This is a genomic window from Streptomyces purpureus, from assembly GCF_014648195.1.
Lineage (GTDB): Bacteria > Actinomycetota > Actinomycetes > Streptomycetales > Streptomycetaceae > Streptomyces > Streptomyces purpureus.
The window spans coordinates 138,421-154,267 of the sequence record NZ_BMQQ01000011.1 but is presented as its reverse complement, the minus strand read 5'-3'; the positions used below and the strand labels follow the sequence as shown (position 1 = coordinate 154,267).

Sequence of the window (15,847 nt, the reverse complement as noted above, 5' to 3'; positions counted from 1 at the left end):
GGCCTCGAACGTACGGCCTTATACGAACGACAGCGCATCGCGGCCGAGGGGCGGGACAAGCCCCTCGGCCGCCGCGCGTGTCAGCAGCCCCCGCACCGCCGCGTAGCCGTCCTCGCCGAGGTCGGCCGTGAACTCGTTGACGTAGAGACCGATGTGCTGATCGGCCACCATCGGGTCCATCTCCTGCGCGTGTTCCAGTACGTACGGCAGTGAGGCGGTCGGGTCGTCCCAGGCCATCCGGACCGATGTGCGGGCCGCGTCGGCGAGCCGCCGCAGGGTCTCCTCGCCCAGGGAGCGCTTGGCGATGATCGCGCCGAGCGGGATGGGCAGTCCCGTGGTCCGCTCCCAGTGTTCGCCCATGTCCGCAAGGCTGTGCAGCCCGTAATTCTGATAGGTGAACCTGGCCTCGTGGATGACGAGGCCCGCGTCGACCTTCCCGTCCCGTACGGCCGGCATGATCTCGTGGAACGGCATCACCACGACCCCGCCGACGCCCTCCGGGACCACGTCCGCCGCCCAGAGCCGGAACAGCAGATACGCCGTCGACCGCTCGCTCGGCACGGCGACGGTCTTGCCGGTCAATCCCCCAGAGCCTTCGGCCTGGGAGGTGCCCCCACGAGCACCGGGCTCGCGGGTGAGCACCAGCGGGCCGCAGCCGCGGCCCAGGGCGCCGCCGCAGGGCAGCAGGGCGTACTCGTCCAGGACCCAGGGCAGGACCGCGTAGGAGACCTTGAGGATGTCGAATTCGCCGCGTTCGGCCATGCCGTTGGTGACGTCGATGTCGGCGAAGGTGACGTCGATCTTCGGGGCGCCGGGGACCCGGCCGTGCGCCCAGGCGTCGAAGACGAACGTGTCGTTCGGGCAGGGCGAGTAGGCGATCTTCAGGGCTTTCGGCGTCACTTCGCCTCCACGAAGACGGTCCGGCTGAGCAGCTGGAAGGTGTGGCGCAAGGAGTCCATCGCCTGGCCGATCCGCCAGGCGGCCCGGTCACGCGGGCCGACCGCGTTGGAGACCGCGCGGATCTCGACGACGGGCACGCCGTGCGCGGCGGCGGCCTCGGCGGCACCGAAGCCCTCCATCGCCTCGGCGGCGGCGCGGGGGTGGAGTGCCGCAAGCTCGGCGGCGCGGGCGGCGGTGCCGGTGACGGTGGACACGGTCAGGACGGGCGCGACGAGGTGGTGCTGCCCGCCGTCGGCCAGGGCCCGCGCGATCCGTGCGGTCAGGCCGGCCGGGCAGGGGTGCGCGGAGCGCCCGAAACCGAGCTCCTCCACGGTCAGATAGCCGTCCTGGGTCTGTGCCCCGAGGTCGGCGGCCACGATCTCGTCGGAGACGACGACGGCCCCGAGGGGTGCGTGGGCCGGGAACCCGCCGGCGATCCCGGCGGAGACGACGAGGTCGTACGCACCGTGCGCCAGCGCGGTCGCGGCACCGACGGCCGCGGCGGCGGGCCCGACCCCGGCGACGAGAACGTCCACGACGGAGTACGTCCCGTCCGGCGGCGGCTCCGGCGATCCGGGCGCGGCACCCGCGGCCGACGGCGCGGGCGGCGCGCCCGCGAGGCGGCGCAGGGTGAAGCCGCCGGGGAGCGGGACGTCGGCCGGGGCCGGGCCGCCGAGGGAGGTGAGGCCGGCGGCGACGGAGTCCGCCTCCGCCGCCACGGCCGTCACCACGAGCGTCCGGAGAGTCAGGACGCCTTCTTCAGCTCGAAGTGCCAGATGCCGGTCAGCTTCTTGCCGGTGGTCTCGACGATGCTGACCTGCGCCTTGTTCGCCGTCTCGCCGGTCTGGCTGGAGAAGAAGGCGCTGGCCGGGATGGTCCGGTAGGTCTTCTTGTACGGCTCCTGCTCGGCCTGCTGGCCGCCGATGAAGAGCGTCCAGCCGTTCTCCGCGATCTCGGGGTCGACCCCGAAGCGGATCTTGTCGTCCATGGAGACCGTGAGGGTCTTCTCGGCCTTCTTGTTCAGGCAGGCCTGGATCTGCGACTCCTTGATGGCGTCGCCGTCGTTGTAGCAGGACGCCTCGCTGTGGACCGAGTCGCTGCCGACCGTCACGGTCGCGAGCGGCGTCGGCTTGTCGCAGGCGGAGAGCACGAGGAGCCCGGCGGAGACAGCGCCGAGGGCGGCGGCGGCCCGGCGGCGCCTGCCGGAGAAGTACGCAACGGTCATGGCCCGAAGGCTATCGGGCCAGGCGCCGGAGGGCGCACGGGGGGCGTCACCGTGTCCCGGCCCGGCTCCGCCTCGGGCGAGGCGGAGGAGGGCGCACGGGGGCGTCACCGTGTCCCGGCCCGGCTCACACCACGCGGGGCCGCCGCGGCTGCTCCGGGCCCGAGCCGTGGTGCACGCCACGCCGGGCCGCCTTCAGCAGGCCCCGTACCGCCAGGAGCGCGCCCAGGGCCAGCAGGCCCGCCGCCACGCCCATGCCGAGGGAGCCGTTCAGCGGCAGGGCGATGCCGATCGCGCCGCCCACCACCCACGACATCTGCAGCAGCGTCTCGGAGCGGGCGAACGCGGAGGTGCGGACCACCTCCGGGACGTCACGCTGGATCATCGCGTCCAGGGAGAGCTTCGACAGGGCCTGGGACAGGCCCGCCGTCGCGCCGAGGGCCGCCACCATCAGCCCGCCGAAGAACACCGACGCGAGGACGGCCGCCGTCAGCGCCAGCGTCAGCATCGTGGCCACGATCAGTTCGGGGGCGCGGGCCCTGAGCCAGGAGCCGATCGCGGTGCCGCAGGCGTTGCCGACCCCCGCGGCGACGCCGACGATGCCCAGGGAGACCGCCGCGCTCTGCCCGCCCAGGGGGTGGTCGCGCAGCAGGAACGCCAGGAAGAAGATCAGGAAGCCGGAGAGGGCGCGGTGCGCGGCGTTCGCCTGGAGGCCGTGCAGGACGGACGGGCCGACCGTGCGCAGGCTGGGCTTCTTCTCGCCGTGGGTGAGCATGTGCGCCTTGCGCTCGCCCTTCGCCGAGTCGACCTTGTGCGGCATCGTGAACGCCCAGTACGTGCCCAGCAGGAACAGCGCGCACGCGCCGTACAGCGGCCAGGACGGCCCGACGAGCTGGAGACCGACCCCGATCGGGGCGGCGATGCCGGTGGCGAGCAGACCCGCGAGGGTGACGCGGGAGTTCGCCTTGACGAGCGAGAAGCCCGGTGGGAGCAGCCGTGGCACGACCGCGCTGCGTACGACGCCGTACGCCTTGGAGGCGACCAGGACGCCCAGCGCCGCCGGGTACAGCTCCAGGCCGCCGGTGGCGACCGCGCCGGACAGGGTGAGGGCGAGGACGGCCCGGGTCAGCATGGCGCCGGCCATGGCGGCGCGGCGGCCGTGCGGGACGCGGTCCAGGAGCGGGCCGATGACGGGGGCGAGAAGGGTGAACGGCGCCATCGTGATGGCGAGGTAGAGGGCGACCCGGCCGCGGGCCTCGTCGGTGGGGACGGAGAAGAAGACCGTGGAGGCGAGCGCGACGGTGATCATGACGTCGCCTGCGCCGTTCACGGCGTGGAGTTCGATCAGTTTGCCCAGGCCCGACTCGCCCGCGCCGTGGGCGTGGGTTGCTTTTCGGATACCGCGGGCCGTGCCGGTGAAGGGCAGGTGCAGGGCGCGGCCTACCGTTCGGCCCGCTCTGCGGAGCGGCCCGGGGGCTTGGGACGACCTCGCGGCTGCCACCCCGTCATAGTGCCCCAACCCTCTCTCGCCCGAACCGCGATGCGGTCCACTTGGGACGGGCAGGTGGGCGGCGGGCTGCGAAGGGGGTAGCGTGCGTAGCGCGCCACCGGCGGAAGATCTCGGCCGCGCGCCTCTTCGGCATCCCGCAGAATGGATGACATGAGGTGTGCCCGAGGGACGTCGGGCGCGGACGTCGATGCGGCCCCCTGGTCCGCTCCGCCCGCTGCCCGTACATCGCGAATCGGCCAGGCGCACCCGTGAGACGGCGTAGGAGAGAAGCGAGACCTGTGAGTGCTGCGACGACGCGAAGCCGTACCCCCGACCGCCTGTGCGCCGAGGCGGTAGACCTCGCCAGGGAGGCCGCCGAGGAGGCCGCCGCGCCCGGCGTCGTGGGCGAACATGTCGAGGTGGTCGCCGAGGGTGACCGGGTCGTCACGCACTTCTTCGAATGCAAGGAGCCGGGCTACCGCGGCTGGCGCTGGGCGGTGACCGTCACCCGCGCCTCCCGGGCCAAGCTGGTCACCCTCGACGAGACCGTCCTGCTGCCGGGACCCGACGCACTCCTCGCCCCCGAGTGGGTGCCGTGGAGCGAGCGGCTGCGCCCCGGCGACCTGGGCCCGGGCGACCTGCTGCCCACCGAGGCCGACGACCTTCGCCTGGAGCCCGGATACAGCGGCGAGGACGCCCCGCCGCCGAACTCCGCCGTCTCCGAGGAGATGGCCGAGCACCTCGACGTCGAGGACGCGGAGATCACCTCCCGTACGCCGTCCCGGGGCGCCATCGCCTCGGTCGCCGAGGAGCTCGGCATGCGGCGGGCCCGGGTCCTCTCCCGGTACGGGCTGCACGTGGCCGCCGACCGCTGGGAGGAGGCGTTCGGCGCGAAGACGCCCATGGCCCAGGCCGCCCCCGCGACCTGCGCGTCCTGCGCCTTCCTGATGCCGCTCTCCGGCTCCCTGAAGCAGGCCTTCGGTGTCTGCGCCAACGAGTTCTCCCCGGCCGACGGGCACGTGGTCTCCCTCGCGTACGGCTGCGGTGGCCACTCCGAGGCCGCGGTCATGCCGAAGCCGCCGCGCCCGGCCGCGCCGGTCCTGGACTCGATGGGCGCCGACGAGTTCCGGCTCCGCCCGGCCCGCGACAGCGGCTCGGTCCCGCCGGAGACGGACGGCGCCTCGGAGGACCTCGGCCACTCCTGACCGGGCGCCGTGCGCGGTGACGGCCCGCCTGGATCTATTTTTGAAGGGTCCGCGACGGGTGGTTCCGACGGCGTTGAAGGGTACGCGCGCTGGCGCGGTACCTTTCGGCCCGCGGCACGTCCCGTGCGGCCCGGACAGAGTGGAGTCACAGCGTGAGCGTCAGGACGACGACCGGTGGAGCCGACCCCTTCGGTACCGCCCGGCTGCGCCGGGGCGTCCTCGACGCCTGGGGGGCGAGCCCGGCGCGCTTCCGCGAGGACGCCAACGCCGAGGAGGACCTCGCCCTCGGCGGCTACCGTGACCGGCTCGTGGTCGAGCTGGCCCAGAACGCCTCCGACGCCGCCGCCCGCGCCGGGGTGACCGGCCGGCTGCGGCTCACCCTCCACCCGGCGGGCCCCGACACGCCCGCCGTCCTCGCCGCCGCCAACACCGGCGCCCCGCTGGACGCCACCGGCGTCGAGTCGCTGTCCACGCTGCGCGCCTCCGCCAAGCGGGAGAACGACACCGCCGCCGTCGGCCGCTTCGGCGTCGGCTTCGCCGCGGTCCTCGCCGTCAGCGACGAACCCGCCGTCCTCGGCCGGCACGGCGGCGTCCGCTGGTCCCTCGCCGAAGCCTCCGAGCTGGCCCGCGAGGCCGCCAAGGCCAGTCCCGGCCTCGGCGACGAACTGCGCCGCCGCGACGGCCATGTGCCGCTGCTGCGGCTTCCGTTGCCCGCCGAGGGCACCGCCCCCGACGGGTACGACACCGTCGTCGTGCTGCCCCTGCGCGACGCGGCCGCCGTCGACCTGACCGAGCGGCTGCTGCGCTCCGTCGACGACGCCCTGCTGCTCACCCTGCCCGGCCTCGCCGAGGTCGTCATCGAGACCGGCGACGGCGTCCGCGTCCTGCGCCGCTCCCAGCAGGGCTCCTACGTCCACATCGACGACAGCCTCGGCGGTACGAGCCGCTGGCGGACCGTCGCCCACGGCGGCGCCATCGACCCGGCCCTCCTCAAGGGCCGGCCCGTCGAGGAGCGGCTGCGCCCGCACTGGTCCGTGGTCTGGGCGGTCCCCGTCGACACCGACGGCGCCCCCCTCACCCCCCGTACGGCGCCCGTCGTGCACGCGCCCACCCCCACCGACGAACCGCTCGGTGTGCCCGCCCTGCTGATCGCGACCCTGCCGCTGGACACCACCCGCCGCCATCCCGCGCCCGGCCCGCTCACCGACTTCCTGGTGCAGCGCGCCGCCGACGCCTACGCCGAACTCCTCGCCGCCTGGGCGCCCGTGACGTCCGCCACCATCGACCTCGTGCCCGGCCCCCTCGGCAAGGGCGAGCTCGACGGGGCGCTGCGCGCGGCCGTCCTTCAGCGGCTCGGCCGGGTCGCGTTCCTGGCCCCGGCCGCCCCCTCCGAGGAACTGCCCGCGCTGCGGCCGCTGGAGGCCGAGATCGTCGAGGGCGCGGGCGCCGACACCGTACGTGTCCTCGCCGAGGTGCTGCCGACGCTGCTGCCCGCCGGCCTCGAACGCCGCGTCGAGCTGCGGACCCTCGGCGTCGGCCGGGTCCCGCTCACCGACGCCATCGACCGCCTCGCCGGCCTGGAGAAGGACCCGGACTGGTGGTGGCGGCTGTACGACAGCCTCGCCGGGGTCGACCCGGACCGGCTCACCGGCCTGCCCGTGCCGCTCGCCTCGGGCCGCACCACCATCGGCCCCCGGCAGATCCTGCTGCCGCTGCCCGAGACCCCGGCCGACCTGGCCCGGCTCGGCCTGAAGGTCGCCCACGCGGACGCCGCCCACCCGCTCCTGGAGAAGCTCGGCGCCCTGCCCGCCACCCCCCGCGCCGTGTTGACGACCCCTCAGGTGCGGGCGGCGGTCGCCGCGTCCCTCGACGCCGGGGAGGTCTGGGACGAGGACGCCGGCACCCTCGACGCCGAGGAGCTCGCCGAGACCGTCCTCGCGCTCGTCCGCGACGCCGGACTCGAACCGGGCGACGAGCCCTGGCTGGGCGCGCTCGCCCTGCCCGACGAGGACGGCGAACTCGCCCCGGCCGGTGAACTCGTCCTGCCCGGCTCGCCGTTCGCCGCCGTCATGCGCGAGGGTGAACTCGCCCTGTGCGACGCCGAGCTGGCCGACCGCTGGGGCGAACAGCCTCTTGCCGCCTGCGGCGTCCTCGCCACCTTCGCCCTCGTCCGCGCCACCGACGTCGTCCTCGACCCGGACGAGCTGGAGCCCCGCGACAGCGACTTCCCCGAGCCCGACGACGCCGGCCTGCTCGACGCCGTCGACGTGTGGTGCGAGGACGTCCTCGACCGGCTCCCCGACACGCCCGTACCGCCCGTGGCCACCGAGATCGTCGCGGTACGCGACCTGGACCTCGTCGACGACGACGCCTGGCCGCAGGCGCTCGCCATGCTCGCCCGGCCGCCGCTGCGGGACGCCCTCACCCAGCCCGTACGGATCCTGCTGCCCGACGGCACCACCGAGACCGTGCGGCCCTACACCGCCTGGTGGCTGCGCGACCATCCCGTCCTGGACGGCCGCCGCCCCGCCGGCCTGCGCGCCGCGGGCACCGACCCGCTGCTGGCCGGTCTGTACGACTCCGCCGACGCGACCGGCTTTGAGGACGAGCAGGTCCTGCGGGCGCTCGGGGTGCGCACGTCGGTCGCGGCCCTGCTGGACGAGCCGGGCGGCGCCGCCGAACTCCTCGGCCGGCTCGCCGACCCCGACCGCCAGGTGACAGGCGCCCAGCTGCACGCCCTCTACACCGCCCTCGCCGACCTGGACCCCGAGCAGGTCACCCTCCCCGACGAGCTGCGCGCGGTCGTGGACGGTGAGGTCCGGGTGGTGGACGCCGCCGACGCGGTGGTCGCCGACGCCCCCGACCTGCTGCCTCTCGCGGGCGGGCTGCCGCTGCTGCCGGTCTCGCCGACCCGCGCCGCCGACCTGGCCGACCTGTTCCAGGTCCGGCGCCTGGGCGAGACCGTGGAGGCGGAGGTGACCTCGCTCGGCGAGGAGCACGAGGTGCCGCCGTCGGTGCACGCCCTGCTCGGCGCGGCCACCCCCGACGTGTACGTCGAGCACGACGAACTGCGCGCGGGCGGCGTCGAACTGGACTGGCGCCGCACCCCGGACGGGGTGATCCACGCGGCCACCCTGGAGGGCGTCGCGGCGGGCCTGGCCTGGTCGGCGGGCCAGTGGCCGCGCCGCTTCGAGGTGGCGGCCCTGCTGGAGGACCCGTCGCGGACGGCGGAGCTGGCGCGGGACCGCTGGTTCGACTGAGCCGCGGAAGCCGGCGCTACGGGCGTACCGCGTCCGGCTGCCTGGTCGCAGCGGACCGCTGCCATCCGCAGGGACGGCATGCGCCCGCCGGACGTGGGACGTGTGTACCCGCCCCGGCGGATCGTTGCGGCGCTCCGTGAGCTGATGTCTCCATGACCACCGCCCCTTCTCCCCTTCGGGCGGGAGGGGGCGCTTCGTCATGTCGCAGGTTGCGCGCAACCACGCCCCCGCCAACTGCTTTCGCAATTCGGTGCAACTGACGGCCACCGATCGACGACTCCCAGCATGCTCGCCCGCCTCTACGTTCCCGGCCGCGGTCGCCAGGCCCGTATGCGCCGTCAACCGACCCTGAGCTGATGGAGCAGGCGCGGGCGGTGCTGCCTGCCCTCCGTGGACCTCTGCTGCCCGCTGACTCAAAACGCCGACGTCGTCCACGCGAAACGCCCGGCCGGGAAACCCCGGCCGGGCGTCTTCACCTCCGTTTTCTGTGGCTAGCGCACGTCGACGTAGTCGGCGGGCCCGGCCACCGCCGTCGTCGTGTCGGTCGCCGGGGACGTCAGCCGCCAGTAGCCGTCGTGCCAGGCCGCCAGCGTCGTCGTCACCTTGCCCGTGGAGGGCGTGGTGATCGTGCGGACCTTCGACCACGTGGTCGTGCCGGCCTTCTTGAACTCCAGGGTGACCGGACGGCCCGCGTACGGGACCTTCTTGCCGGTCAGCCAGTCGGAGACGGTGAGCGTGCCGGTGACGGTGAGCTTGCCGCCGCGGGCGACCGGCTCGGGGCCGGCGTCCGTGGTCAGCGCCGTCGGCCGCATGATGCGGACGGTGCCGGCGGCGTGGTTGTCGACGAAGCTCGTGCCGTCGAGGGACTCGGCGAAGGCGGCCACGTTCCAGGTGCCGGCCAGCGTGTTGTCGGCGAGCTCCGCGGGCGCGAGCATCGTGGTGAAGGTGCAGGTGGAGGTCGCGGCGTCGGTCTTCGTGCACCCGGTCGAGTACATGTCGACGACCCCGGTGGGCCGCTCGTACGAGCCCCGGTAGAGGTACATGCCGGCGCGGCGGATCCCGGCCGGGTCGCTCGCGGTGAACTTGCCCTCTGCCTCGAGCCAGTTGAGCCCGTAGGAGCCGTCGAGGACGATCGGCTTGCCGCCGTTGACGCTCAGCCCGGTCAGGGTGGTGGCGCCGGCCTGCTCACTCGGCAGGGTGGTGGACGCCGGGCCCGCGAAGGCGCGGATGACCGTGGAGCGGTTGGTGGCGCCGTTGCTGTCCTTGCCGGAGGCCCGCAGGGACACGAACCGCGCGGTGGCCGGGACGGTGACCTCGGCGGAGGCCGAGACCTCGGTGCCGGGGACCGTGACCGCGGTCCAGGTGGCGCCGTCGTCCAGGGAGTACTCCAGGCCCGTCAGGGTCGCGGTGGCGTTCGCGTCGCGCGAGGCGGCCTTCGCGGAGATCGTGACGGGGGCGGTGCCGGCGGTGTTGCGGATGTCCAGACCGGTGGTGTCGAAGGTGACGTCGACCAGGTCGTTGATTCGCTCGCCGACCGGCGTGGTGTTGGAGTACCCGTCGGAGGTGAAGGTCCACTCACGGGTGACGCGGGTCGACAGACGGGCCCGCCGGGTGACGTCGTGCACCAGTTGGTACGGGGTCGGCTCCTCCGGCACGGTGACGCTCGCGAAGCTCTGCGACGTCGGTATGTTGCGCTGCTCGCCGAGGACCGTTCCGCGCGAGGTCAGCTTCATCGAGTGGTACCCGCCGGGGCTGCCGTCGTTGCCGTCGGCGTCGCCGACGGAGTTGGGCTCCCGGATCCACATGAGGTAACGGGTGCGGTCGGTGCCGTATTGGGAGCTGTTCGGGCCGAACGGCGCACGTCCGATCGTCTCGGGGGCGCCGGTGCCCGTCAGGGTCCGGTCGGCCAGGGTCAGGCCGTGCGGGCCGAACCGGCCGAAGGTCAGGCCCGGGGTGACGTACTCGGTGATGGTGCTCGGCATGTACAGCGGCGCCCAGGTCTGCGGGGAGACCTCCGGCAGCTTCGGATACGAGTGGAGGGTGCCGGTCTGGTCGCCGGCCTGCGCCCGCAGCGTCGTCGTGGTCTTCGCGAGGGAGCTCGTGGCGACCTTCACCATCGCCGTGGTGGGCACCGTCCGCTCGAAGGTGTGCACCAGGTCGTAGAGGTACGGAGTGGGCTTGTAGGTGGCCGGGCCGTTCTTGGTGAGCATCTCGTGCACCACGACCTTGACCCCGGTCACACTCAGCGGAGTCACGAACGTACGGCCGCGGCCACCCGCGTCGCCGAACGTGGCGCCCTTGGGGGTGGTCAGCCACACGGAGGCGCTGGCACGGCGCGCGGTCGGGTCGTCGGGGACGATCCCGACCTCCTTGGCCGCGGCCTGGTCGAAGACGACCGACACCGGCGCGGAGCCGACGGTGAAGCCCTTGGCGAGCAGGTAGGACGGGTCCTGTGGGCTCGAGTACGAGATCAGGGCCAGGTAGGTGCCCGCCGGCAGGCTCGCCTTGCCGGTGAGGTCGTACTGGTCCGTGTCGACCTCGTACGACATCCACGTCGACAGGTTGAAGACGCGCATGAGCGAGCCGGCGGCGGCGGTCGTGTTGGCCACCGAGAACGTGACGCTCTGGTTGGAGGTGCCCGCGAAGGACTCCGCCGGGGCGGCCGACGTCGAGGCCACGCCCGTCTTCACCGTCGTGGACGGCACGGGCTGCTTCCGCCCGTGCGGCTGGACCTCCAGCTCGCCGCCGGTGTGCGCGAAGGCGTACCGGCCGGGCTGTTCGGCGCCGGGCGCCGGGAGGACCCGGAAGTCGGGCGCCGCGCCCTTCTTGGCGCCCGGGGTCAGTTCGAGGCGCTCGCCGGTGGCGAGCGTGGCGCCGGCCGGGGCGGCGGTGGCCTGCGCGGGGGCCGCCGGGCCCTCGGTGGCCTGTGCGCCGGCCGGCGCGATCAGGACGGCGGCCGCGGCCAGCGCGGACGCCAGGGCGCCCGTGGCGCCGATTCGCGCAATTCCGGATATGCCGGTGTTCCGCATCTCTCGCGGATCTCCCCACCCTCAGCGACCTGCGGCGGAACTCCGCCCGCAGGTGTCACAGCGAACGCTGTGGGCACAGGGTAGATCACCCACCACCCCGCTTTCACCGGGGATTTACGCGGGGAACTTGCGGTCCACCCAGCGCCAGGCGAACTCCAGCAGCGCCGCCCCGGCCGCCGCGATCGCGACCGCCGCCCACGGCATCGTCGTCCCCACGAGCTTGAGCGCGAAGAAGTCCTGGAGCCAGGGCACGACCAGGACGAGCAGGAAGCCGCCGCCCATCGTGGCGACGAGGGCGATCCGCCACCAGGTGTAGGGGCGGGCGATGATCGCCAGCACCCACATGGAGACCAGGAAGAGGGTGAGCGTCGCCGCGCTGGTCTCGGCGTCGAGCGCGCCGGGGCCGCTGTAGTGCGAGCGGGCGAGGAGGTACGTGGTGAAGGTGGTGGCGGCCGCGATGATGCCGCCGGGGATGGCGTACCGCATGACCCGGCGGACGAAGTGGGGCCGGGCGCGCTCCTTGTTGGGGGCGAGGGCGAGGAAGAAGGCCGGGACGCCGATGGTCAGCGTGGACAGCAGGGTCAGATGCCGGGGCAGGAAGGGGTATTCGACCTGCGAGCAGACCACGAGGACGGCGAGGAGGACCGAGTAGACGGTCTTCGTCAGGAAGAGCGTGGCGACCCGGGTGATGTTGCCGATGACCCGGCGGCCCTCGGCGACCACCGAAGGCAGCGTGGCGAAGCTGTTGTTGAGCAGGACGATCTGGGCGACGGCCCGGGTCGCCTCGGAGCCGGAGCCCATGGAGACGCCGATGTCGGCGTCCTTGAGGGCGAGGACGTCGTTGACGCCGTCGCCGGTCATGGCGACGGTGTGGCCGTGCGACTGGAGGGCGCCGACCATGTCCCGCTTCTGCTGCGGGGTGACCCGGCCGAAGACCGCGCCCTCGTCGAGGGCCGTGGCCATGCGGTCGCGTTCGGCGGGCAGCGTGCGGGCGTCGATGGTCCGGTCCGCGCCGGGCAGGCCGAGCTTCCCGGCGACGGCGCCGACGGAGACCGCGTTGTCGCCGGAGATGACCTTGGCGGCGACGTTCTGGTCCGCGAAGTAGGCGAGGGTGTCGGCGGCGTCGGGCCGCAGCCGCTGTTCGAGGACGACCAGGGCGGTGGCGTCCGCGTCTCGGGCGACGTCGGGGTGGTCCAGTTCGCGCCCGGCGCGGGCGAGCAGCAGCACACGCAGGCCCTGCTCGTTGAGGTGGTCGATCTCGGCCAGTGTCGGGTCGTCGGCCTCAAGGAGCACGTCGGGGGCGCCGAGCAGCCAGGTGGACGCCTCGCCGTCGCCCTCGCTGAAGGCGGCGCCGCTGTACTTACGGGCCGAGGAGAACGGCAGCGACTCGGTGCAGCGCCAGTCCTCGCTGTCGGGGTAGGTGTCGATGATCGCCTGGAGGGAGGCGTTGGGGCGCGGGTCGGACTCGCCGAGGGCGCCCAGCACCTTCCGTACGTACGCCTCGTCGCTGCCGTTGAGCGGCCGCAGCTCGGTGACGTCCATGCCGCCCTCGGTGAGGGTGCCGGTCTTGTCGAGGCAGACCACGTCCACGCGCGCGAGGCCCTCGATGGCGGGGAGTTCCTGGACGAGGCACTGCTTGCGGCCGAGCCGGATGACGCCGATGGCGAAGGCGACCGAGGTGAGCAGGACGAGTCCCTCGGGGATCATCGGGACGATGCCGCCGACGGTCCGGGCGACGGAGTCCTTGAAGTTGGTGTCCTTGACGACGAGCTGGCTGATGATCAGGCCGATCGCGGTGGGGACCATCATCCAGGTGACGTACTTGAGGATGGTGGAGATGCCCGAGCGCAGCTCGGAGTGGACGAGGGTGAAGCGGGAGGCCTCCTCGGCGAGCTGGGCGGCGTAGGCCTCTCGGCCGACCTTGGTGGCGGTGAACGCGCCGCCGCCGGCGACGACGAACGACCCGGACATGACCGGGTCGCCGGGCTTCTTCAGTACGGGGTCGGCCTCGCCGGTCAGCAGCGACTCGTCGATCTCCAGGTTGTCGGCCTCGGCGACCTCGCCGTCGACGACGACCTTGTCGCCCGGCCCGAGCTCGATGAGGTCGCCGAGCACGATCTCGGAGGTGGAGACGGCGGCGGAGACCCCGTCGCGGCGGACGGTGGGTTTGGCCTCGCCGATGACGGCGAGTCCGTCGAGGGTCTTCTTGGCGCGCAGTTCCTGGATGATGCCGATGCCGGTGTTGGCGAGGATCACGAAGCCGAAGAGGCTGTCCTGGATCGGCGCGACGATGAGCATGATCACCCACAGGACGCCGATGATGGCGTTGAAGCGGGTGAAGACGTTGCCGCGGATGATGTCGGTGGTGGACCGGCTGGAGCGGACGGGTACGTCGTTGACCTCGCCACGGGCGACGCGTTCGGCGACCTCGGCGGAGGTGAGCCCGCCTGGCCGGTGCACAACGGGCCGCCCGGGCCCCGCCGCCGGCTCGCCGCCGTCCGTGCCGATCTCCGCCCGCTGAGTCATGGTTCCGACGGTACGACCGGAGGGGCGCGTTCACCCCCCGAGCGGGCGGAAGATCAGACCGGGGTAGGACGGGAATGGTCCCCAGGCACTACACGCGGTCGGACTCCGCCGCGGCGGCCTTGAGCGCCGCGTCGCGCTTGATCGCGGCGTCCCGCTTGCGTACGTACCAGATGCCGATGAGCCCGAGCCCGGCGCCGGCCAGGCAGGTCCACACCCACCAGGTGGCGTCGCGGTCGTCGAACCAGCCGTAGAAGGGGACCTGCACCAGGAAGAGGACGAACCACAGGATCGTGCCGCCGGTGATGGTGGCGACGACGGGCCCCTCCAGGGGCTCGGGCGCCTCGTGCGTGGGGGTCCATTTGGCCATGGCCCAAGTCTAGGCGGCCAGAAATGGGATCTACGCGCGGAGATGGACTCCTCTTCGTTCATGTGTTCATACTGAAACGGTTTGCCTCAGGCGGGTTTCCTTCGTATGAACCGCCAAATGGACACCATCTCCGCAGAGGAACCCCATGAGCACCATGGCCACCGCCAAGGCCACCTCCCCGGAGCCCAGCGGCCCCCAGGGTCCCGTCTCCGGCATCGACCGCTACTTCAGGATCTCCGAGCGCGGCTCCACCGTCGGCCGTGAGGTCCGTGGTGGCTTCGCCACCTTCTTCGCGATGGCCTACATCATCGTGCTGAACCCGATCATCCTCGGCAGCGCCAAGGACATGTACGGGCACCAGCTCGACGGCGGCCAGCTCGTGACCGCGACCGTCCTCACCGCCGCCTTCTCGACGCTCCTCATGGGCGTCATCGGCAACGTCCCGATCGCGCTCGCCGCCGGCCTCGGCGTCAACACCGTCGTCGCGCTCCAGCTCGCGCCCCGGATGTCCTGGGCGGACGCGATGGGCATGGTCGTCATCGCCGGCCTCGTCGTGATGCTGCTCGTCGCGACCGGCCTGCGCGAGCGGGTGATGAACGCCGTCCCGGTCGGCCTGCGCAAGGGCATCGCGATCGGCATCGGCCTGTTCATCATGCTCATCGGCCTGGTCGACTCCGGCTTCGTCTCCCGCATCCCGGACGCCGCCCACACCACCGTGCCGCTCCAGCTCGGTGCCGACGGCCACCTCGGCGGCTGGCCGGTCCTCGTCTTCATCCTGGGCACGCTGCTCACCCTCGCGCTGATCATCCGCAAGGTGCCCGGCGCGATCCTGATCTCCATCGTCGTGATGACGGTCGTCGCGATGGTGATCAACGCCGTCGCGAAGGTCCCGTCCTGGGGCCTGACCAACCCGAAGTGGCCCGGCAACCCCGTCGCCTCGCCCGACTTCGGTCTGGTCGGCGAGGCCAGCCTGTTCGGCGGCTTCGAGAAGGTCGGCCTGCTCACCGGCTGCCTCTTCGTCTTCACCGTCCTGCTGTCCTGCTTCTTCGACGCGATGGGCACGATCCTCGGCGTCGGCGACGAGGCCAAGCTGATCGACAAGGACGGCAACTTCCCCGGCATCAACAAGGTCCTGCTGGTGGACGGCCTCGCGGTCGCCTCCGGCGGCGGCACCTCCTCCTCGGCCACCACCTGCTTCGTGGAGTCCACGGCCGGCGTCGGCGAGGGGGCCCGTACGGGACTCGCGTCCGTCGTCACCGGTGCGCTGTTCTCCGTGGCGCTCTTCCTCACCCCGCTCGCCACGATGGTCCCGTCCCAGGCGGCCACCCCCGCGCTGCTCGCGGTCGGCTTCCTGATCCTGGCCGGGTCGATCAAGGACATCGACTGGAGCGACTTCACGATCGCCGTCCCCGCGTTCCTGGCGATGGTGATGATGCCGTTCACGTACTCGATCACCAACGGCATCGGCATCGGCTTCATCGCCTTCGCCGTGCTGCGGCTGGCGGCCGGCCGCGGCCGGGAGGTCCCGGCGGCGATGTACGTCGTCTCGGCGGTGTTCGTCTTCTACTACGCGATGCCGGCGCTCGGCCTCACGTAAGCCGCCTCACTCAGGCCTCACGCCTCACCTCAGACCGTAGAACTTCTCGGTTTCGTCCACGGCGGTCTTGAACCGCTCGTCGAAGTCGTCGCGCATGAGCGTCCGGACCACATAGTCCTGGACGCTCATTCCGCGTTTGGCGGCATGCCCCCGGAGCCGGTCGAGCAGCTCACCATCTATGCGCAGGCTGAGCACTGTCGATCCCATGTCTGT

At 72.8% G+C, this 15,847-nt stretch carries 11 protein-coding genes; 3 read left to right on the top strand and 8 right to left on the bottom strand.

From position 1 onward, the window contains the following. Nucleotides 1-18 precede the first annotated feature (18 nt). The 4 genes from IEZ01_RS16440 to IEZ01_RS16425 form a co-directional block, all read right to left on the bottom strand. A complete protein-coding gene (locus IEZ01_RS16440; RefSeq protein WP_189202338.1) occupies nt 19-900 on the bottom strand; it encodes a 1,4-dihydroxy-6-naphtoate synthase in 882 nt (293 codons plus the stop codon). Next, nucleotides 897-1,670 (bottom strand): futalosine hydrolase, encoded by a 774-nt coding sequence (locus tag IEZ01_RS16435; RefSeq protein ID WP_229832995.1) that lies wholly within the window; start codon nt 1,668-1,670, stop codon nt 897-899. Before IEZ01_RS16435 ends, IEZ01_RS16440 begins: the two co-directional genes overlap by 4 nt. A 14-nt stretch (nt 1,671-1,684) precedes the next feature. Continuing rightward, nucleotides 1,685-2,164 carry a DUF2771 domain-containing protein gene (locus IEZ01_RS16430; protein WP_189202336.1) on the bottom strand — a complete coding sequence of 160 codons (480 nt, stop codon included), beginning with the start codon at nt 2,162-2,164 and terminating at the stop codon, nt 1,685-1,687. Between the two features lie 124 nt (nt 2,165-2,288). Further along, nucleotides 2,289-3,662, bottom strand: a complete 1,374-nt coding sequence (locus IEZ01_RS16425) for an MFS transporter (RefSeq protein WP_189202334.1) — start codon at nt 3,660-3,662, stop codon at nt 2,289-2,291. 287 nt (nt 3,663-3,949) lie between these two features. Between IEZ01_RS16425 and IEZ01_RS16420 the strand changes: the two genes are divergently transcribed. After that, nucleotides 3,950-4,855, top strand: a complete 906-nt coding sequence (locus IEZ01_RS16420) for a DUF3027 domain-containing protein (protein ID WP_019887315.1) — start codon at nt 3,950-3,952, stop codon at nt 4,853-4,855. 152 nt (nt 4,856-5,007) lie between these two features. After that, nucleotides 5,008-8,115 (top strand): sacsin N-terminal ATP-binding-like domain-containing protein, encoded by a 3,108-nt coding sequence (locus IEZ01_RS16415; protein WP_189202332.1) that lies wholly within the window; start codon nt 5,008-5,010, stop codon nt 8,113-8,115. Between the two features lie 491 nt (nt 8,116-8,606). Here IEZ01_RS16415 and IEZ01_RS16410 read toward each other — a convergent pair whose 3' ends face one another. From IEZ01_RS16410 to IEZ01_RS16400, 3 genes are all read right to left on the bottom strand, one after another. Continuing rightward, a complete protein-coding gene (locus IEZ01_RS16410; RefSeq protein WP_189202330.1) occupies nt 8,607-11,144 on the bottom strand; it encodes a hypothetical protein in 2,538 nt (845 codons plus the stop codon). Nucleotides 11,145-11,258: 114 nt separating this feature from the next. Further along, nucleotides 11,259-13,670, bottom strand: a complete 2,412-nt coding sequence (locus tag IEZ01_RS16405; RefSeq protein WP_189202328.1) for an HAD-IC family P-type ATPase — start codon at nt 13,668-13,670, stop codon at nt 11,259-11,261. Nucleotides 13,671-13,758: 88 nt separating this feature from the next. Then, nucleotides 13,759-14,037 carry a DUF2530 domain-containing protein gene (locus IEZ01_RS16400; protein WP_019887309.1) on the bottom strand — a complete coding sequence of 93 codons (279 nt, stop codon included), beginning with the start codon at nt 14,035-14,037 and terminating at the stop codon, nt 13,759-13,761. Nucleotides 14,038-14,182: 145 nt separating this feature from the next. On the opposite strand from IEZ01_RS16400, the gene IEZ01_RS16395 reads away from it, so the two are divergent. Next, nucleotides 14,183-15,634: an NCS2 family permease gene (locus IEZ01_RS16395; protein ID WP_189202326.1), complete on the top strand. Its 1,452-nt coding sequence runs from the start codon at nt 14,183-14,185 to the stop codon at nt 15,632-15,634. Between the two features lie 24 nt (nt 15,635-15,658). Here IEZ01_RS16395 and IEZ01_RS16390 read toward each other — a convergent pair whose 3' ends face one another. Beyond that, nucleotides 15,659-15,841 carry a hypothetical protein gene (locus IEZ01_RS16390; protein ID WP_019887307.1) on the bottom strand — a complete coding sequence of 61 codons (183 nt, stop codon included), beginning with the start codon at nt 15,839-15,841 and terminating at the stop codon, nt 15,659-15,661. Nucleotides 15,842-15,847 lie beyond the last annotated feature (6 nt).